The following is an 18642-nucleotide window of genomic DNA, read 5'->3' as shown; positions in this document are numbered from 1 at the left end:
ATGTGGCTGCAGACCTCAGCCGGCACGTACGTCCAGATCACCGCAGTCGAACACCGCACCGCCACCCAACGCGTCCACAACCTGACAGTCGAGGACTTCCACACCTACCATGTGGTGGCGGGTACGACTCCGGTCCTCGTACATAACGATAACCCTCGCTACACAGATGAGGAATGCTTCGCACTAGCCGATCGTTATCGAGATGAAGAGCTGCAGCGGATGTCAAAAACTCAGAAGCGTAAGCATGTGATGATTATTGGGGTCGTAGACTGTATCACTGGCGACTGGGCGGTTGGCAAAAAGCGTTCTGGGGCTGGGGACTTCTGCGCTGAAACGGATGGCACCGATCAGTTGCTTCAACGCGGTTCAAAGCGAGAGAATCTCCGCTACGGCCATCCTATGTATCCCGATACAGGTCGAGTGGCTGAAGTATGCAACATTCGTTGTCAGGACGACTACGAGAGAAGCCAGTTTCCCCCTGACGCTGTACCACAGCCCGGCGGATCTTGGGAAAGGTAGTGTGATGGGGTGGGACTGGAGCTCCGTGCCAACTGCTACGGGGAGGGCTTCAGAGCTGGCGCCGTATCTCGATGCCCTGCTCGAAGGGGAGGAACCGAGGAGAGACAAGGCATTTAGCTTCATATATGGGAAGGTGGTTAATCAAGGGGACTTGTATGCGGGGGCTGCGCCTGTTGTGGATAGAATCTTGGCCTTTTTGAGGGCGCAAGGTTCGTTGCCTGAGTATGCGTGGCTGATACTTCATGAGATCTTTCGCGGCGCTTCGTACGGCCGCACGGTACGTGCTCCCGATGGGGAATATGGCATCGAGGAATATTGCCGCAGGCAGATCCTCGGCGAGATGGCAATCATCAGCCGGTCGATTGCGGGGTTGACCGGGAACGCCTTCTTCTACTGCATGTTGCTTTTCGGCAGCATGGGCGAGTACAGCCCTGAAGTCAGAGCGATCCTCGAGCAGGAGGTCTCGACGTCCACCGGTGAGCGGCGGCAAGTGGCGAGTGATGCCTTGGAAGTGGCGGTCGAGCTCGCGGCGGAGAGGGCTTCAGGGGTGAGGGAGCCGTCCGATGATCAGCGGTGATCGGCTGACAACGGGGTGGCCATAGTGGCACAAAGGGACAGATAGCCCTATAACCTCTCCTCCATGACCGGATCCCTGCTTGAGGTGATCGCGCTCAACGTGCGCGACGCCGTGGCCGCGGAACAGGGCGGCGCCGACCGCCTGGAGGTCGTGGCCGACATGGCGGCCGATGGGCTGACTCCCTCCCCGGAGACGGTCGCCGCGATCGCCGCAGAATGCCCCCTCCCACAGATGGTGATGTTGCGCTGCGATGCCCACTTCGCGGCCGATCCCGACGTGCTCGACCGGCTCAGGCGGGATGCCAAGGCGCTCGCTCAGGCGGGTGCGGCCGGGTTCGTGTTCGGGTTCCTCGATGGTGGTGGGGCGGTGGATCTCGCGGCTACCGAGGCGCTCATTCATGCGGTCTCGCCGTTGCCGTGGACTTTTCACCGGGCCGTTGACCACGCGGCGGATGTGCATGCGGCGTGGCGGGCCGTGCGGCTGCTGCCGAATCTCGCCACCGTGCTGACGTCCGGGGCGTCGACCGGGGTGGGGGACGGGCTGCCCGTGCTCAAGGCGCGGGCCGACGCCGGTGACGCGTCGATCGTGCTGGCGGGTGGTGGGTTGCGGCCGGCTCATGTGCCGGCGCTGCTCGACTATGGCGTCAGGGCCTTTCATGTCGGGTCCGCCGTACGGGCGAGCTGGTCCGATCCGGTGGAATGGCGGCTCGTACGCCAATGGCGGTCCCTGGTCGAGCGCGACTGACAACGCCCGATCAGGGGAGGGCCTGGTCGGCGCGGCGGAGCGCAGCGGCCAAGGTGCGGATGGTGGCAGGTTCGTCCATGACGCCGCCCCCGGCATCCCGTCGCTCCTGCCAGGCCAGCACCCGCTCCCGGTACGCGTCGTAGCGGGCCAGGTGGAAGGCGTAGACGGTGGCGAAGCGGCTCACCAGGTGGGACGGGTGCATGTCCCAGCCCTGGTAGTAGCCGTGCCGCAACGAGTGGCGGACGAGGTCGGCGTGCCGCCGCCACAACGCGTGGACGTCGGCCGTACGGTCCGAGGCGGGCGAGGCGGCCAGGGAGCCGTCGGACAGTTCGACCCCCGTGCCCGCGAACGCCGTTTGCATGACGTGCCGGGCATGGTCGCAGGCCGGATGGTCGAGCCGCTGCTCGTGCGGCGGCAGCCCGATCGCGGCGGTGTAGTCGAACACCCCGAAGTGGGCGGCGGCCAGCCGCCCGCCCAGCGACTCGTTGAGGTCGCCGCGCAGGAACGGCAGCGTCTGCGGCGCCTCCACCTGCATCTCGAAGCGCAGCCGCGTCCCGAACTCACCCTCCAATTCACCACAAACCCCGACAAATTGCCCAAGGTACGCTTCCATCAACACCTTGGGAAATGTCACGACGAATCCGGGGGGCACCTCCCCGACCGACCCCACCACCCCGGCCAAGAAGACCCGCAACGTCCCCACCGACCGAGCAGGATCCCCATCGGCGAAGGACTTCACCCGCACCCCCCACCGCCGAGGCAAGGCCCCGGAGGCATGCAGGGCGGCGACCGCCTCGGCGGCCTGAGTGGCATGGGCATCCTCGACCGCATCGCCGCGCACCCCGTACCCGTCCTCGAAGTCGATCCGCAGATCCTCGACGGGCTCGGTGGCGAGCTTGCGCAGCACCTTGTCATGCACGGCGGACGCCAGAGCACCGGGCACGTCGAAGACGGAAGCCACCTCGGCAGGGCCGGAAAGATGTGCCTTCACCAGCGAAGACGCGGAATCACCCCAGTCGGCGACCGTCCCGGCGGAGAACCGGTCAGCGGGCACGTAGACGGTATGGACAGGTTGCCAGCCGGGCTCCAAAGAGGAGGGATACCGGGCCTGCTGCACCCGATAAGTCTCCGAGAACCCCTCAGGGACGGCACGCACGAAGCATGGCCTCCAAGCCCACGAGCTTCACCCTGTCGCCCCGGCCCAGCGAACGGGCCAGTTCGGTCTCGGCCGCCTCGATGCCCAGCCACTCCTCGTACGTGACGGGCTGGACGCCCCGATCGGCCAGCAGCGCCTCGATGGACCCGGACCCGGTGCGAGGCGACCCGGAGAGGTCGGAAAGCAACGTACGGACGGTCTCAGCGGCATCCGACTTGTTGGTGCCGATCACCCCGGTAGGCCCCCGTTTGAGCCACCCGGCGACGTACTCCCGCTCCCGCTCCCGCACCCGCCCCGCCACATTGGGCACCGTCATGCTGGACTCGGAGAACGGCACCCCAGGCAGCGGCACACTCTGATACCCGACCGACCGCAACACCATCCCGACGGGCAACGTCTCGTACTCGCCGGTCCCGACGACCCGCCCCTCCTCCGACAGCCGGGTGCGCTCAAGCCGCAGCCCCTCGACCCGCGAGGTGCCGAGGATCTCGACGGGCCGCAGCCAGAACCGCACGTCGAGCCGGCGCGCCCGCCCGACGGGCTCGCGCGCCGCCCACTCCTGCAGCACCTTGATGTTGCCCTGCACCTGCCGCGGGAAGTCGGCGCCGAGCACGACGGCCTCATCGGGCCGCACGCACACGTCGGCGTTGGCCAGCTCGCCCAGCTCCCGCAGCTCCTTGAGGGTGAACTTGGCGTGCTCGGGCCCGCGCCGCCCGATCATGTGGATGGCCTTGACCTGGCTCTCGCCGAGCCGTTCGAGCACCTCGTGGGGCACGTCGGTGGCGCGCAGCTCCTCGGCGGTCTTGGCCAGCACGCGGACGACGTCCACCGCCACGTTGCCGACCCCGATGACCGCCACCTCGGAGGTGTCGAGCGTGAAGCGCGCGGGATCGACGTCGGGATGCCCGCAGTACCAGTTGACGAAGTCGGTGGCGGCCACGCTGCCCGGCAGGTCCTCGCCGGGGATGCCGAGCTTCCTGTCGACCATCGCGCCGGTGCAGTAGACGACGGCGTCGTAGACGCCGAGCAGGTCATCGACGGACAGGTGGGAGCCGAGCGTGACGCCGCCGAAGAAGCGCACCTGCGGCAGCTCCAGCACCCTGCGCAGGTAGTTGGCGATCGACTTGATGGACGTGTGGTCGGGCGCGACACCGTAACGGACCAGCCCGTACGGCGTCGGCAGCCGCTCCAGCACATCGACCTGGACGGGTTCGGCCGCCTGCTTGACCAGCGCCTCGGCCGTGTAGATCCCGGCGGGGCCCGACCCGATGACCGCCACGTGCAACGTCACGCTGCCTCCCTATGCCGGTTGTGCGTGCGCCCGGGATGACCGATGTATCCCCGTTTGCCGCCACGGCTGAACCCGCATCCCCAGGCTACTCGCCGACCGGCCGATCACGCCGTAACGCGAGCTTGTCCACTTTGCCGTTGACGTTCACGGGCAGGGCGTCGAGCACGATGACCCGCCTCGGCACCTTGTAGCCGGACATGTTGGCTCTGGCCCAGGCGATCAGCGCCGCGGGGTCGGGGCGCACGCCGGGCCTGCCCACCACGTACGCCACCCCCGCCTCACCGGAGACGGGGTCGGGCACCCCGATCACCGCGGCCTGCGCCAGCGAGCCCTCCCGCAGCAGCAGCGACTCCACCTCGGCGGGCGAGACGTTGAACCCGTTGACGATGTAGAGCTCCTTCTTGCGGTCCACGATGGCGAGGTTGCCCGCCTCGTCCAGCACGCCGACGTCCCCGGTGTGCAGCCAGCCGCCGGCGTCCACCACCTCGGCCGTGCGCTCGGGCTCGCCCCAGTAGCCGCGCATCACGCCGTAGCCGCGCTGCAGGATCTCGCCGCGCTCGCCGGGCGCGACCTCCTTGCCGTCGTCGTCCACGAGCTTGACCTCGATGCCGGGGACGGGCCTGCCGGTGGTGTTCGCGACGACGTCGATCGGGTCGCCGGCCCTGGTCATGGAGACGACCGTGCCCTCCATCAGCCCGTACGCGTTGATCATCCGTTCGAGCCCGACCTCGCCGACCAGGCGGGTGATCAGGCTGGCAGGTACGGCCGCCGCCCCGCAGATCGCCACCCGCAGCGACGAGACGTCCCACGAGCCGCGCTCCAGCTCGTCCAGCACCCGGTGGAAGAGCGTGGGCGGCCCGGCCAGCACGCTCACCCGCTCATCCGCGATGAGCGACATCAGCGCGTCCGGCGCGAACGACGCGATCGGCAACATCGTGGCGCGGCGCATCACACACGCGATGAGCCCGGCGTTCAGCCCGAAACCATGGCTGAAGGGGGCGATCACCGGATAGCGGTCGTGCGGGCCGAGCGTCACGATCTCCGACCAGTCGAGGTAACCGCGCAGGATCTGCGCGTGGTCGAGCATGACCCCCTTCGGGGTGCCGGTGGTGCCGGAGGTGGCCATGATCTCGCACAGATCGGAGCCCCGTACGGCCAGCGCCCGCTCCTCGGCCTCCCGCGCCGGCACCCGCCCGGCGAGCCCTCCCATGGCGACCACGCGCGTCCCCGGCAGCAGCTCCGGGGAAGCCCCCGGCCCCGCGATCACCACCTCGACGCCGGTCTTGGCGATGAGCTCGCCCGCCTCGATGCCCTTGTAGCGGGGTGAGAGCGGCACGATCACCGCGCCCGCGTCCCAGATCCCGAACGCGTGGACCACCCACGAGGCGGAGTTCACCCCCCAGAGAGCCACCCGGTCGCCGGGCGCGACGCCCAGCGCGAGCAGCCCCCTGGCGACCTCCGACGCCGCCGCCCGCAACTGCGCCAAAGTGAGGCGCGGGCCGCCGGGCTCGGCGATCACGACGTCGTCGGGATGCCGTTCGGCCTGGTCGCGCAGCATGCGGGGAAGCGTTTCCCAGGATCCCATGGGCTGCCCCTTGCTCTCAGGTGATGAGTGACCGGTCCCTTCCGAGGTGGTGGCCGCGCAGGTCGTTCACGGTGCCCGGCGCGGGGGTCTCGGAGACCTTCGGCGCGATCTCCACGGCCACGGAGATCGGGGTGAGCGCGCGTACGGACTCCTCGATGCGCGCCTTCCACATGGGGTTGCCGATCAGGCTCTCGCGCCCGAACGTCACCGTCAGCGCGGCCGTGTCCAGCGTCCCCTGCCTGCTGACGGCCAGCTCCCAGCCCGTCACGCCGTCGATGCGCGCCAGCGCCTTCTCCAGCCGGGGCAGCGACAGCCACAGGCCCCTGACCAGTACGTGCTCCCCGACGGTGTGCGCGGGGGCGTGATCGGGGCCAAGAGCGACGAGACCCGTTCTGAGGACGGCGCCGGGCGTGGTGAGGACGAGTTCGGCAGGTCCTGACTCGATCAGCACGTCCTCGGCGGGCGAGGCAAGGGCCAGCAGGTCGTCCGCGAGCGGCGTGAGCGGGTCCTGCTCGGCCGCCCGCCAGGCCAGCGCGGCCCCGCCGAACGGGCTCGCCAGCACCTCCGTCACCCGCGCCCCGAACTCGTGCGCCAGATGCCCCATCGTCCGCTTGGAGGCGATCTCGCCGGTCAGCACGATGGTCCTGAGCCCGAGATCCAGCGGGTCCAGCAGGAACTCCAGGTGCAGGCGGGCCAGGAAGTCCATCGCGCCCGTCGGAGTGGCGACCAGCGTGGTGGCCCTGAGTGCGGTCAGCGCGTGGTGCAGCCGCATCCGGCCGCGCGGCCCGACGGCCGCGCCCGCCTCGGCCACCTCCGCCGCCGCCGCGGCCCACAGCGAGCCCGCCGGCTCGGCCAGCGCCACCACGACCCGGTCACGCTCGCCGACGCCCGCCGCGCGCAGCGCCCGCGCCGTACGGGCGTGGTCGTCGGGGCCGAGCGGGACGGCGGTCGTGCCGTCGGGGGAGACGAGCAGCAGCCCGCAGGCGGAGCCGGCGGCGAGATCGTCCCGGGTCGGCCAGCGCCCCATCAGCGCATCACGTCCTTCACCCCGAGACCGTCGCGGGTCGGCCGGCGCCTCATCAGCGGATCACGTCCTTCAGCCCGAGGTGGCCCCGGGTCGGTCTGCACCCCATCAGCGCATCACGTCCTTCATGAAGAGCGTCATCGACGCGCACACGTGCTCGTGCGCGAGGCCGCCCACCTGCGCCTGGATGATCAGGTCCGTCGCGCCGGCCTCGGCGATCCTGGCCAGGGCCTTGCGCGAGCCCTCCACGTCGTCCACCACCACCATGAGGTGCTCGCGCAGCGTGGCCATCGACTCGTCGGGCGGCAGCCCGGCCGCGAGCTGGCCGAGCACGCGGTGGGTGGCGTGGCGGGCGTCGTAGTAGCCGGGCGGGGTGACGAGGTTGACCTGGCGGCGGATGTACCACAGCACGGGGTCGGCGGCGGTGGTGATGGCCTCGTCGCGGGTGGGGGCGACGTACCAGGGGATCATCAGCGCGATGCGGCGGGAGCCGGGGTCGAAGCCGTGCTCGGCCAGGCAGGCGCGGTAGGCCGCGATGTCGGCGGCGACGTCGTCGATGCCCTTGAGCATCGTCATGCCGAGCAGGTTGTAGCCGTGCCGCGCGGCGGCCAGGTAGCCCTCAAGCGAGGTGGAGGCGACCCAGACCGGCGGATGGGGCCGCTGCACCGGGCGCGGGTAGACGGCCACGTCGGGGATCTCGAAGAACTCGTTCGAGCGGCTGACCGGCTCGCCGTCGGCCTGCCAGATGGCCAGCGTGGCCTCCAGCGAGTCCTCCCAGATCTGCCGCGACCGCTCGAACGGCCGGCGGAAGGCCTGGTATTCCAGCGGCGAGGCGCCCCGCCCCGTGCCGAACTCCACCCGGCCGCCGCTCAGCACGTCCAGCGTGGCGACGCGCTCGGCCGTGCGAATGGGCGACTGGAACGGCAGCAGCACCACTCCGAGCCCGAGCCTGATGCGCTCGGTGCGCTGCGAGATGGCGGCCAGGACCAGGTCGGGGGCCGAGGAGTGGGAGAAGCCCCGGGTGAAGTGGTGCTCGACGAACCAGGCGGCCTCGAAGCCGAGCCGGTCACCCAGCACGACCTGGTCCACCACGTTCCCGAACGCCTGCCGCTCCACGTCCCTGGAGCGCCCGCGCACCTCCAGCTCGTACCCCAGGCTGATCCGTAGGGACGTCATCGCGCCTCCGGAGAGTTAGGAAACCAAGCGCTCGCTTGGTAGAGCGTATCAGCGGCAAAGACTTGCGGGAAGGGCGCGGCGACGATCAGAGTGGGTGTTCGTGAAGCGAAAGCACGCGCTGCGGCGGACCAAGAGCGGCACGTCCACCTCCCCAGGCGACGAACTCTCGCTCACCGGCGCCCGCAGGTACGAAGCGTTCGGCCGGGTGATGGCCGCGCTCGCGACCGAGGCCGACTTCATCGAGTCCTGCCGCGACCTCACCTGGTGGCGCGGCGCCGACCACAGCTGGCACATCGAGTGGCGCGACGGTCCTTATGCGTCGGAGGTGGCCGCGCTGCTCGCCGAGCAGGTACGCGGCCGCGACGGCTCCCTGGTCACCCAGGCGGGGCCCGGCCGGCCCGGCTCTGCGGTGCTCGACGTGATGGGCGTGCGATTCGAGCTGCGCGCCATCGACCCCATGGGCCGCGCCACCGTACGCGCCCGCCCCGGCCTGTGGCGGCTGGCCGAGGCGCTCGACACCACCCGCCGCACCAACACCCGCCACCCCTGGGAAGAGCTGCTCGGCGGTTAGTCCCCGAAGACGTGCACGCCCAGGCGGGCGCGGTGCGCCTGCGGCGGGCCGAAGAGCTGGGCGTCGGAGGTGGCCCGCTTGAAGTAGCGGTGCGCGGGATGCTCCCAGGTGATGCCGATGCCGCCGTGCACCTGGATGTTCTCGCCCGCCGCCGTCAGATACGCCTCCGTGCAGTACGACCCCGCGATCGCCGCGCTCACCTCGCCCACGTCCGCCGCCGCACCCAGGGCCGCCGAGCGGGCCGACTCGACCAGCAGCAGCACGTCGGCCAGCTTGTGCTTGATCGCCTGGAACGACCCGATCGGCCGCCCGAACTGGTGACGCCGCCCGGCGTGCTCCACCGCCATCTCCAGGCACCGGGCCGCCCCGCCGACCTGCTCGGCCGCCAGTGCCGTGATGCCGAGGTCGCGGACGCGGGCCCACGTCCCGCCGCCGAGCCGCCTGGCTGGGGTCCGCTCGAAGCGCAGCCGCTGCAACGGGCGGCTCTCGTCCATCGTCACGTACGTCTCGCGCTCCGCCGGCTCCGCCGTCACCAGCAGCCCGTCCACGTAGGCGAGCACCAGGTCCCCGGCGAGCGCGTACGGCACCTCGCCCGTCAGCAGGTCGCCGTCGAGCCGCAGGTCGCCGTCGCCGGGCAGCACCACGGTGGCGCTCGTCCCGCCTTCGGCGAGCGCCGCCAGCTCGTCGCCCGCCTCGCACTCGCGCAGCGCCGCGACCGCCATGACGGCGGACTGGAGGAACGGGTGGGGTGACAGGACGCGGCCCAGCTCCTCGGCGACGGCGGCCATCTCGAGGGGGCCGCAGCCGGCGCCGCCGTACCGCTCGGGGACCATCAGGCCCGCGAGCCCGAGCTCGCGCGCGCACTCCTGCCAGGACGCGCCCGGGCGGCCGGCGAGATGGTCGCGGACGGCGGCGCGAAGGTCATCGGCGAGTGCCACGCGAATATCGTAACCAAGCGCTTGCTAGTTTTGGTAGGGATATGACCGAAATTTGCCTTTTCGGGACGTATGCATAATCTGGAGCTGGTCATCCCCAGACGCATCGGGGGGAGGGGTTGACCAGGGAATGGACATGAACAACACCACGATCGATTACGCCGACTTCGCCGAATACGACCGGCGCCAGCGCGCCATCGAACATCATTTGCTGGGCGCCTTCTTCGGGGGCCTCGCCGTCGGCATGCTCGGCATGCTCCTTTCCGGCAACGGCCCCCATTGGGCCGGCCAGATCTACGACCCCTACGCCTACCTCGCCCTGTCCCTGGTCGTCGGCGCCACCGCGTCGGGATTCGCCTGGGCGCTGCTGACCACGTTCCTCGCCTCGCTGTCCACACTGGTCGCCGCCATCGGCGCGAGCGCGCTGCGCGGCGCCGACCCCTTCGACCTCACCGGCCCGGGCGCCGCCGGGCTCAACTGGACGCTCGCGCTGCTCGTCTGCCTCGGCCTGCTCGCCTACGCCACCCGAAGGGACGACGTCTGGGGCGACGTCGCGGCGGGCGCGGTCGGCGCCGCGCTGATCGCCGACGTGGCGGCCAGAGCGGCACCCGGCGTCGTGGAGAGCGAGCAGTCGTTCTGGCCCGGCCCCGCCGTGGTGACCGGGGTGCTCATTGTGGCCGCGGTGCTCGTCCTGCGCAGGAACGTCCGCGGACGCGTGCGCGCGCTCGCGCTGTCGGCCACGCTGGCCGGGCTGGTCACGGCCGCCATGACCGCCGCCATGGTCGGCTGGTTCCCCCTCGACGGCTGAGCGCGGCCCGAGCTGTGGATAAGCGCGAGCGCATCGCTCCTCCGACTCGATAGCCTGTAGTCCTCCACATCCAGCTTCGAGCAAGGAGTAGCCGTGTTGCTGCGCATGTCGTCGTTGTTTCTTCGCACCCTGCGGGACGACCCGGCAGACGCGGAAGTGCCGAGCCACAAGCTCCTGGTCCGTGCCGGCTACGTCCGCCGCGTCGCCCCCGGCATCTACTCCTGGCTCCCGCTCGGCAAGTTCGTGCTGGAAAACGTCACCAAGATCGTCCGCGAGGAAATGAACCGCATGGGCGGGCAGGAAGTGCTCTTCCCCGCCCTGCTGCCGCGCGAATACTACGAGGCGACCGGTCGCTGGACCGAGTACGGTGATCTGCTCTTCCGCCTGCAAGATCGGAAAGGCGCCGACTATCTCCTCGGCCCCACCCACGAGGAGCTCTTCACCGACCTGGTCAAGGGCGAATACTCCTCCTACAAGGACTATCCGGTCACGCTTTACCAGATCCAGACCAAATATCGCGACGAGGCGCGGCCCAGGGCGGGCATCCTGCGCGGCCGTGAGTTCGTCATGAAGGACTCCTACTCCTTCGACCTCGACGACGACGGCCTCAAGCGCTCCTACGAGCAGCACCGCGAGACCTACATCAGAACCTTCGACCGCCTCGGCATCGACTACAAGATCGTCTTCGCGCAGTCGGGCGCCATGGGCGGCTCGGCCTCCGAGGAGTTCCTGGCCCCCACGCCCACCGGCGAGGACACCTTCGTCGCCTGCCACTCCTGCGGCTACGCCGCCAACGCCGAAGCCGTCGTCACCACCGCGCCGCCCGCCAAGTCCCTCGACGACGCGCCGGCGCTCACGGTCATGGACACCCCCGACACGCCGACCATCGAGTCGCTGGTGTCCCACGTCAACGAGCACCACGGCCTGTCCATCACCGCCGCCGACACGCTCAAGAACGTCGTCGTCAAGGTCGTCACGCCCGGCTCCGACAAGGTCGAGACGCTGGTCATCGGCGTGCCCGGCGACCGCGAGGTCGACTTCAAGCGCCTGGAGGCGGCGCTGTCGCCCGGCGAGCCCGCGATCTTCGAGGCCGAAGACTTCGCCAAGCACCCGGGCCTGGTCCGCGGCTACATCGGCCCGCAGGTCCTGCGCGAGCTCGGCATCCGCTACCTCGTCGACCCCCGCGTCGTCACCGGCACCGCCTGGGTCACCGGCGCCAACGAGCCGGGCAAGCACGCCGCCGGCGTGGTCGCGGGCCGCGACTTCGTCCCCGACGGCACCATCGAGGCCGCCGAGGTCCGCGCCGGCGACCCCTGCCCGCGCTGCGGCTCCGAGCTGTCCATCGACCGCGGCATCGAGATCGGCCACATCTTCCAGCTGGGCCGCAAATACGCTGACGCGGCCGGCCTCGACGCGCTCGGCCCCGACGGCAAGCCCATCCGCATCACCATGGGCTCCTACGGCATCGGCGTCTCCCGCGCGGTGGCCGTGATCGCCGAGCAGGCCCACGACGAGCTGGGCCTGGTGTGGCCGCGCGAGGTCGCGCCCGCCGACGTCCACATCGTCGGCACCGGCAAGGAGAACCAGGTGGAGGCCGCCCTTGAGCTGGGGGCCGAGCTGGAGTCGCGCGGCCTGCGGGTGCTGGTCGACGACCGGCCGCAGGTCTCGCCCGGCGTCAAGTTCAAGGACTCCGAGCTGCTCGGCGTCCCCACGATCGTCGTCGTGGGCCGCGGCCTGTCGCAGGGCGTGGTCGAGCTGCGCGACCGCGTCTCGGGCGAGAAGTCGGAGATCCCGCTCGCCGAGGCCGCCGACCGCATCGTGGCCGCCACCGGCGCTTGAGGACAGGCGTGGAGCCCGCTCAAGCCGAGCGGGCTCCACTCACGCCACGGGCAGCGCCGCCTTCGTACGCCGGCGCACGACCACCGGGCCCACCAGGCAGGCCGCCGCGATCAGCAGGCTGACCACGCTGAGCGCGGTCAGCCGCCCGGGGGAGGCGAGGCGGGCGGAGTGGCCGGCTGTGGCATGCCGGGGAAGGCCGCCGGTTGAGCAGCGCGGAAGGCATAGGAGCGGGTGACCGACTCCTGCATGGCGAGCGCGGCGTAGCGGCGCAGCTTGACGTCCTGCGCGGCGGCCAGCTCCAGGTACGCCGCCGTCACCCCCGCCTCCAGCTGCACCGCCAGATCGGCGGCCAGCGTGGCGTTGGAGGGGATGAACGGCAGCTGGTAGGACGCCTCCGGCTCGACCGGCCGCCCGCCCCGCGAGGTGATGTAGGAGCGCAACTGGTCGCGCCGCGCCCGGTGGGCGTCGTAGGCGGCGCTCATGCGGTCGCGCAGCCTGCCCGACGTGCGCGCCCCGAGCAGCCCGTACGCGAACAGCACGGCGTGCTCGGCCGCCAGCGCCTTGCCCAGCTTCTCCACGTCGTCGCCCGCGGCCGTCACAGCGACCTCGGCAGGGCGATCGCATGGACGGCCTCGCAGGCCCCGATGCTGGCGATGAGCTGCGCGATGCCGGGCGAGACGGCGTCGAGCTGGCGGGCGCGCGAGGCGGCCGCCTTGCGCTCAAGGTCGCGCAACCGTTTCAGCGACGGCTTGCGCGTGGTCGGCGAGGAAGAGGGCGCGGCGGAGGTGGCCGCCGTGAGGGCGACGGCCGGGACGTGCTTGCGCAGCTCGGTCAGATGAGCCTGGTGACGGTCACGAAACGGCGCCAGCTTGCCGCCCCCGTCGGCGATCAGCGCCGAATAGAGCGCGATGGTACGTTCCTTCTCCGCGATGAGCGCCTTCAGCAGCACGACCTCGGGAGAGTCGGGCGCCGGAGAGGGCGACGGAGGAGGGCCGGACGCGCTGCAGGCGGTCAGAGCGGCCGCCCCGCCCGCCAGCACGGTTCGCCGGGAGAGCTGACGCGGGCGCACGAACTCCAACCTCCACTTGTCACCTACCTGGCAGGGCCTGGCTACCGGCCTCGGTAGCATCGTACGGCCAGTGCCCGCGCTCGCCGTCCGGCGACGCTCCGCCATTCGACCACGACGAGTGGCGCTCTCTCCGTGCCCTCATACGGATAGGGTGTCAACTGTCGTCGCTGGCTGAGAGGTCAGACGGCGGCAGAGCCAGTGGCGAGGTCCGCCCGGCTGAGACATGACAATAGGGGAGGTCGATATGGGCAGCGCATCACCCCGCGACCACCTGATGAAGCTCCTGGAGCCCGTGGTCAGCGCGGAGGGCCTCGATCTGGAGGACATCACGGTCACCCAGGCGGGCAAGAGGCGGCTGCTGCGCGTGATCGTCGATCGCGACGGCGGCGTGAGCCTCGACGACGTGGCCGACGTCAGCCAGGCCGTCTCCACGGCGCTCGACGACACCGACGCGATGGGCCAGGCGGCTTACACGCTCGAGGTCTCCTCGCCGGGCGTCGACCGGCCGCTGACCGAGCCCCGCCACTGGCGGCGTGCGGCCAAGCGGCTGGTGAAGGCGGAGCTGAGGGACGGCACCGTGGTCGAGGGCCGAGTCAAGACCGCTGACGAGAGCGGCGTCGACCTCGACGTCGCAGGCGAGCCCCGCAGGCTCGGTTATGAGGACCTGACCCGCGGACGGGTGCAGGTGGAGTTCCGCCGGATCGACGACGTCGACGGCGACGAAGGCTAAGGGGGAGCCGTCGTGGACATCGACATGAGCGTCCTGCGCAGCCTTGAGCGGGAGAAGGACATCTCCTTCGACCTGGTCGTCAAGGCGATCGAGGACGCGCTGCTCATCGCGTACTTCCGCACCGACGGCGCCGCCGCCAAGGCGCGGGCGGAGCTCGACAGGGCCAGCGGCCACGTCACGATCTGGGCGGCGGAGCTCGGCGAGGACGGCGAGGTCGTCAGGGAGTACGACGACACTCCTTCCAACTTCAGCCGCATCGCCGCCACCACCGCCAAGCAGGTCATCCTGCAGCAGCTGCGCGACGCCGAAGACGAGATCAACTTCGGCGAGTTCGCCAGCCGCGAGGGCGAGCTGGTCTCCGGCGTGATCCAGCAGGGCAAGGACCCGCGGGTGGTGCTGGTCGACCTCGGCAAGATCGAGGCCGTGCTGCCGCACGCCGAGCAGGTGCCCGGCGAGGAATACGTGCACGGCGAGCGCATCCGCGCCTACGTGGTGCAGGTGAAGAAGGGCCACAAGGGCCCCTCGGTCACGCTGTCGCGCACCCACCCGGGGCTGGTGAAGAAGTTGTTCGCGCTCGAGGTGCCGGAGATCGCCGACGGCACCGTCGAGATCGCGGCGGTGGCGCGCGAGGCGGGCCACCGTACGAAGATCGCCGTCAGGTCGCGCAAGCCCGGCGTCAACGCCAAGGGCGCGTGCATCGGGCCCATGGGCTCACGCGTCCGCAACGTGATGACCGAGCTGCACGGCGAGAAGATCGACATCATCGACTGGTCGGAGGATCCCGGCGAGTTCGTCGGGAATGCCCTGTCGCCGGCCCGTGTTTCCCACGTTGAGGTTCTCGACCTTGACGGGCGGGTGGCGCGGGTCACCGTGCCCGACTACCAGCTGTCGCTGGCCATCGGGAAAGAGGGGCAGAATGCCCGGCTCGCCGCCCGGCTCACGGGCTGGCGGATCGACATCAGGCCCGACACCCAAGCCGAGGATGCCGCCGGTTCCGTAGATGCGTCAACACGGTAAGCTGGAATATGGTGGCCAAGCGGTTCCACAGCGCACCTGTGTGGGCTGCAGGGTTCGCACGGCTAAGTCCGAGCTGCTCCGCCTGGTGCTGGTCGAGGACCATGTGGTCCCTGACCTGCGAGGACGGCTCCCTGGTCGCGGTGCATCACTGCATCCGTCCTTGAGTTGTCTGGAGCTCGCCGAGCGGCGCCGAGCGTTCCCGCGCGCGTTCCGCGTGCCGGGGCCGCTTGACGTGTCGCCCGTGCGGGCGCACTTGGAGGGAGACCACGAAATGTCATGTAGGACGCCGAGTTGATGGGCGGAGTCAGATTGCTATGAGCGCCTGATGAGCACGCGGCGATGAAGACGTCAAGGTAGCGACGGTCCGGACGGCATAGCCAGCCTCCCGGGCCGAGTAAGGGAGTGCAGTGGCGAAGGTCCGGGTATACGAGCTCGCTAAGGAGTTCGGCGTAGAGAGCAAGGTCGTCATGGCCAAGCTCCAAGAGATGGGAGAGTTCGTCCGTTCGGCGTCCTCGACCATCGAAGCGCCGGTGGTCCGCAGGCTCACCGAAGCGCTGGGGGCATCCAAGGGTGGCCCCTCTCGTGGCGGCGGTCAGCCGTCCAACAAGCCGCAGCCGCCAAGGGCTGCGCCCCGGCCGGCGGACAGCCAGGCCGGTAACGGCGCCGGGCAGGCGCCTGTTCCCGCCCCGCCGCGTCCCGGGCCCAAGCCCGGCCCGCGGCCAAGCCCCGCAGCCGGTGGTCCCAGTGGTGGGCAGGGCGGCGGACAGGGCGGTCAGGGTGGCGGTCAGCCGCGCCCGCCGGTGCCCATGCCCCACCAGCAGCCGCAGCAGCCCGAAGCGGCACGCGGCGAGACCTCTGGGGCTCCTCAGGCACGATTCGAGAGCGGCGCGCCCGCTCGTCCCACGCCTGGCCCGCGTCCCGGCCCCGGCGCCCGTCCCGGGCCCAAGCCGGGTCCGCGTCCTGGCACCGGCGGTGGCGGCGGTTCCGCGCAGGCGCCGCGTCCCGGCGCGCCCTCCGGTGGCGGTCCCCGTCCCGGTCCCGGCCCCAAGCCGGGTCCGCGCGGCCCGCGTCCCGGTAACAACCCGTTCTCGTCCAACGCCAGCGGCATGGGTCAGTCCAGGCCGCCGCGCCAGGGTGGCAACCGCGACGGTGGCGGCCCCGGCCAGCGCGAGCGTCGTGACGGTCCGCCGCGCGACGGCGCGATGCCGCGTCCGCCGCAGGGCCGTGGCGGCGACAGGCCGACGCCAGGCCCGCGTCCCGGCCCGCCGCCCGGCGGTCCGCGTCCTGGTCCCGGCGCCGGTGCGGGCGGTCCCCGTCCTGGTGGCCCGCGTCCCAACCCGATGATGATGCCGCAGGGCCGTCCCGCCGGTCCCGGCGGTGGCGGCGGTGGCCGTCCCGGTGGTGGCGGTGGCGGTCGTCCCGGCGGTGGCGGCGGTGGCCGTCCCGGCGGTGGCGGTGGCCGTCCCGGTGGTGGCGGCGGCGGTTTCGCCGGTCGCCCGGGTGGCGGCGGCACCGGTCAGCGCACGGGCGCTCCCGGCGGCGGCTTCGGCGGTCGCCCGGGTGGCGGTGGCCGTGGTCGTGGCGGCGGCACCGCGGGAGCCTTCGGGCGTCCCGGCGGCCGTCCCGCGCGTGGCCGCAAGTCCAAGCGCCAGAGGCGCCAGGAGTTCGACAACATGTCGGCGCCGGCGATCGGCGGCGTGCAGGTCGCTCGCGGCAACGGCGCGACGATCCGCCTGCCGCGCGGTGCGTCGCTGTCCGACTTCGCCGACCGCATCGGGGCCAACCCCGCCTCGCTCGTGCAGATCATGCTGCACCTCGGCGAGATGGTGACCGCGACGCAGTCGGTCAACGAGGAGACGCTGCAGCTGCTCGGAGCCGAGCTGGACTACAACATCCAGGTCGTCAGCCCCGAGGAGGAGGACCGCGAGCTGCTCGAGGCCTTCGACATCGAGTTCGGCGAGGACGAGGGCGACGAGGCCGACCTGGCCGCGCGCCCGCCGGTGGTGACCGTCATGGGTCACGTCGACCACGGTAAGACCAAGCTGCTCGACGCCATCCGCAAGACCAACGTGGTGGCGCGCGAGGCGGGTGGCATCACCCAGCACATCGGCGCTTACCAGGTGTCCACCACGCACGAGGGCGAAGACCGCAAGGTCACCTTCATCGACACCCCGGGTCACGAGGCGTTCACCGCCATGCGTGCCCGAGGCGCGAAGTCCACCGACATCGCGGTGCTGGTGGTCGCGGCCGACGACGGCGTCAAGCCGCAGACGATCGAGGCGCTCAACCACGCCCAGGCCGCCGAGGTCCCGGTCGTGGTCGCGGTCAACAAGGTCGACAAGGAGGGCGCCGACCCCAACAAGGTCAGGGCCCAGCTCACCGAATACGGCCTGGTGGCCGAGGAGTACGGTGGCTCGACCCTGTTCGTCGACATCTCGGCGAAGAACGGCACCGGCATCGACAACCTCCTCGAGGCCATCCTGCTGACCGCCGACGCCGAGCTCGACCTGCGCGCCAACCCGACGATGGACGCTCAGGGCATCGCGATCGAGGCCCACCTCGACAAGGGCCGCGGCCCCGTCGCGACCGTCCTGGTCCAGCGCGGCACGCTGCGCGTCGGCGACTCCATCGTGTGCGGCGAGGCCTTCGGCCGCGTCCGCGCGATGCTCGACGACAACGGCGACCAGGTCGAGGAGGCCACGCCGTCGCGTCCCGTCCTCGTGATGGGTCTGACGGCCGTGCCGAGCGCCGGTGACAACTTCATCGTGGTCACCGACGACCGGATGGCCCGGCAGATCGCCCAGCAGCGCGCGGCGCGCAAGCGCAGCGCCGACATGGCGAAGTCGAGCCGGCGCCGCACCCTCGAAGAGCTGTTCAGCGACCTCGAGAAGGGCCGCGTCGACGAGCTCAAGCTCATCATCAAGGGTGACGTGTCCGGTTCGGTGGAGGCCCTGGAAGACGCCCTGCTCAAGATCGACGTCGGCGACGAGGTCAGGCTTCGAGTCCTGCACCGCGCGGTCGGCGCCATCACCGAGTACGACGTCAACCTGGCCGTCGCCGACGACAACGCGGTCATCATCGGCTTCAACGTCCGCCCCGAGCCTCGGGCGCGCGACCTGGCCGAGCGCGAGGGCGTCGACATCCGCTACTACTCGGTCATCTACCAGGCGATCGAGGAGATCGAAGCGGCGCTCAAGGGCATGCTCAAGCCCGAGTTCGAAGAGGTCCAGATGGGCTCGGCGGAAGTCCGCGAGGTCTTCAAGGTGCCGAAGATCGGCAACATCGCCGGTGCTCTGGTCCGCTCCGGCGTGATCGTCCGCAACAGCAAGGCCAGGGTGATCCGCGACGGCGTCGTCATCGCGGACAACCTGACCGTCTCGTCCCTGCGTCGCTTCAAGGATGACGCGACCGAGGTCCGCGAGGGCTTCGAGTGCGGTATCGGTGTCGGCTACAACGACATCAGGCTCGACGACGTGATCGAGACGTTCGAGATGCGGGAGAAGCCGCGCGTGTGACGCGCGGCCGGGGGGGGGGGGGGGGCCCCCCCCCCCGGCGCCCCCCCCCCCCCCGCCGGCCCCCCCCCCCCCCCCCCCCCCCCCAC

General features: G+C 70.8%; 18 protein-coding genes. 10 read left to right on the top strand and 8 right to left on the bottom strand.

The window, feature by feature from the left end:
- The 3 genes from AB0K28_RS51195 to AB0K28_RS51185 all read left to right on the top strand — a co-directional run.
- Positions 1-519, top strand: a 519-nt coding sequence (locus AB0K28_RS51195; RefSeq protein WP_364385837.1) for a hypothetical protein, incomplete at its 5' end; no start/stop codon positions are given.
- 4 nt (positions 520-523) lie between these two features.
- On the top strand, positions 524-1096 hold the full coding sequence (locus AB0K28_RS51190; RefSeq protein WP_364385834.1) for a hypothetical protein: 573 nt from the start codon (positions 524-526) through the stop codon (positions 1094-1096).
- Positions 1097-1159: 63 nt separating this feature from the next.
- Positions 1160-1840: a copper homeostasis protein CutC gene (locus AB0K28_RS51185; RefSeq protein WP_364385831.1), complete on the top strand. Its 681-nt coding sequence runs from the start codon at positions 1160-1162 to the stop codon at positions 1838-1840.
- A 10-nt stretch (positions 1841-1850) separates the two neighbouring features.
- On the opposite strand, the gene AB0K28_RS51180 is transcribed toward AB0K28_RS51185, so the two are convergent.
- The 5 genes from AB0K28_RS51180 to AB0K28_RS51160 form a co-directional block, all read right to left on the bottom strand.
- Positions 1851-2894, bottom strand: coding sequence for an aldolase (locus AB0K28_RS51180; RefSeq protein WP_364385828.1), 1044 nt, complete (start codon positions 2892-2894; stop codon positions 1851-1853).
- An 85-nt stretch (positions 2895-2979) separates the two neighbouring features.
- Positions 2980-4287 carry an FAD-dependent oxidoreductase gene (locus AB0K28_RS51175; RefSeq protein ID WP_364385825.1) on the bottom strand — a complete coding sequence of 436 codons (1308 nt, stop codon included), beginning with the start codon at positions 4285-4287 and terminating at the stop codon, positions 2980-2982.
- A gap of 85 nt (positions 4288-4372) precedes the next feature.
- Entirely contained in the window at positions 4373-5872 is a 1500-nt protein-coding gene (locus tag AB0K28_RS51170) for an AMP-binding protein (RefSeq protein ID WP_364385822.1), read from the bottom strand.
- 16 nt (positions 5873-5888) lie between these two features.
- Positions 5889-6899 (bottom strand): hypothetical protein, encoded by a 1011-nt coding sequence (locus AB0K28_RS51165; RefSeq protein ID WP_364385819.1) that lies wholly within the window; start codon positions 6897-6899, stop codon positions 5889-5891.
- A gap of 105 nt (positions 6900-7004) precedes the next feature.
- On the bottom strand, positions 7005-8072 hold the full coding sequence (locus AB0K28_RS51160; protein WP_364385816.1) for an LLM class flavin-dependent oxidoreductase: 1068 nt from the start codon (positions 8070-8072) through the stop codon (positions 7005-7007).
- Between the two features lie 100 nt (positions 8073-8172).
- On the opposite strand from AB0K28_RS51160, the gene AB0K28_RS51155 reads away from it, so the two are divergent.
- On the top strand, positions 8173-8643 hold the full coding sequence (locus AB0K28_RS51155) for a hypothetical protein (protein ID WP_355423373.1): 471 nt from the start codon (positions 8173-8175) through the stop codon (positions 8641-8643).
- On the opposite strand, the gene AB0K28_RS51150 is transcribed toward AB0K28_RS51155, so the two are convergent.
- Entirely contained in the window at positions 8640-9581 is a 942-nt protein-coding gene (locus tag AB0K28_RS51150; protein WP_364385812.1) for an acyl-CoA dehydrogenase family protein, read from the bottom strand. The genes AB0K28_RS51155 and AB0K28_RS51150 overlap by 4 nt on opposite strands.
- A gap of 133 nt (positions 9582-9714) precedes the next feature.
- On the opposite strand from AB0K28_RS51150, the gene AB0K28_RS51145 reads away from it, so the two are divergent.
- Together AB0K28_RS51145 and AB0K28_RS51140 are read left to right on the top strand one after the other, a co-directional pair.
- On the top strand, positions 9715-10386 hold the full coding sequence (locus AB0K28_RS51145; RefSeq protein ID WP_364385809.1) for a hypothetical protein: 672 nt from the start codon (positions 9715-9717) through the stop codon (positions 10384-10386).
- Positions 10387-10479: 93 nt separating this feature from the next.
- Positions 10480-12225 carry a proline--tRNA ligase gene (locus AB0K28_RS51140; RefSeq protein ID WP_364385806.1) on the top strand — a complete coding sequence of 582 codons (1746 nt, stop codon included), beginning with the start codon at positions 10480-10482 and terminating at the stop codon, positions 12223-12225.
- Between the two features lie 137 nt (positions 12226-12362).
- Here AB0K28_RS51140 and AB0K28_RS51135 read toward each other — a convergent pair whose 3' ends face one another.
- Entirely contained in the window at positions 12363-12824 is a 462-nt protein-coding gene (locus AB0K28_RS51135; protein ID WP_364385803.1) for a ferritin-like domain-containing protein, read from the bottom strand.
- Complete coding sequence (locus tag AB0K28_RS51130) at positions 12821-13294, bottom strand: hypothetical protein (RefSeq protein ID WP_345398640.1); 474 nt, start codon at positions 13292-13294, stop codon at positions 12821-12823. The genes AB0K28_RS51135 and AB0K28_RS51130 overlap by 4 nt, the downstream gene beginning before the upstream one ends.
- Before the next feature lie 244 nt (positions 13295-13538).
- On the opposite strand from AB0K28_RS51130, the gene rimP reads away from it, so the two are divergent.
- The 4 genes from rimP to infB all read left to right on the top strand — a co-directional run bounded on the left by rimP (position 13539) and on the right by infB (position 18556).
- Positions 13539-14024 carry a ribosome maturation factor RimP gene (gene rimP / locus AB0K28_RS51125; protein ID WP_345398643.1) on the top strand — a complete coding sequence of 162 codons (486 nt, stop codon included), beginning with the start codon at positions 13539-13541 and terminating at the stop codon, positions 14022-14024.
- Positions 14025-14048: 24 nt separating this feature from the next.
- Positions 14049-15041, top strand: coding sequence for a transcription termination factor NusA (nusA, locus tag AB0K28_RS51120; RefSeq protein WP_345409614.1), 993 nt, complete (start codon positions 14049-14051; stop codon positions 15039-15041).
- A complete protein-coding gene (locus tag AB0K28_RS51115; RefSeq protein WP_345398646.1) occupies positions 15025-15336 on the top strand; it encodes a YlxR family protein in 312 nt (103 codons plus the stop codon). Before nusA ends, AB0K28_RS51115 begins: the two co-directional genes overlap by 17 nt.
- Before the next feature lie 112 nt (positions 15337-15448).
- On the top strand, positions 15449-18556 hold the full coding sequence (gene infB / locus AB0K28_RS51110) for a translation initiation factor IF-2 (protein ID WP_364385798.1): 3108 nt from the start codon (positions 15449-15451) through the stop codon (positions 18554-18556).
- The last annotated feature ends 86 nt before the right edge of the window (positions 18557-18642 follow it).

This window comes from Nonomuraea sp. NPDC049504 (genome assembly GCF_040676845.1).
Lineage (GTDB): Bacteria > Actinomycetota > Actinomycetes > Streptosporangiales > Streptosporangiaceae > Nonomuraea > Nonomuraea salmonea.
This window is presented reverse-complemented; position numbering and strand designations above follow the sequence as displayed.

Excerpts from the sequence above, each read along its gene's own strand:
- AB0K28_RS51145 (WP_364385809.1), top strand. The coding sequence starts at position 9,715 with ATGAACAACACCACGATCGATTACGCCGACTTCGCCGAATACGACCGG.
- AB0K28_RS51165 (WP_364385819.1), bottom strand. The coding sequence starts at position 6,899 with ATGGGGCGCTGGCCGACCCGGGACGATCTCGCCGCCGGCTCCGCCTGC.
- nusA (WP_345409614.1), top strand. The coding sequence starts at position 14,049 with ATGAGCGTCCTGCGCAGCCTTGAGCGGGAGAAGGACATCTCCTTCGAC.
- AB0K28_RS51115 (WP_345398646.1), top strand. The coding sequence starts at position 15,025 with ATGCGTCAACACGGTAAGCTGGAATATGGTGGCCAAGCGGTTCCACAG.
- rimP (WP_345398643.1), top strand. The coding sequence starts at position 13,539 with ATGGGCAGCGCATCACCCCGCGACCACCTGATGAAGCTCCTGGAGCCC.
- AB0K28_RS51160 (WP_364385816.1), bottom strand. The coding sequence starts at position 8,072 with ATGACGTCCCTACGGATCAGCCTGGGGTACGAGCTGGAGGTGCGCGGG.
- AB0K28_RS51170 (WP_364385822.1), bottom strand. The coding sequence starts at position 5,872 with ATGGGATCCTGGGAAACGCTTCCCCGCATGCTGCGCGACCAGGCCGAA.
- AB0K28_RS51190 (WP_364385834.1), top strand. The coding sequence starts at position 524 with ATGGGGTGGGACTGGAGCTCCGTGCCAACTGCTACGGGGAGGGCTTCA.
- AB0K28_RS51185 (WP_364385831.1), top strand. The coding sequence starts at position 1,160 with ATGACCGGATCCCTGCTTGAGGTGATCGCGCTCAACGTGCGCGACGCC.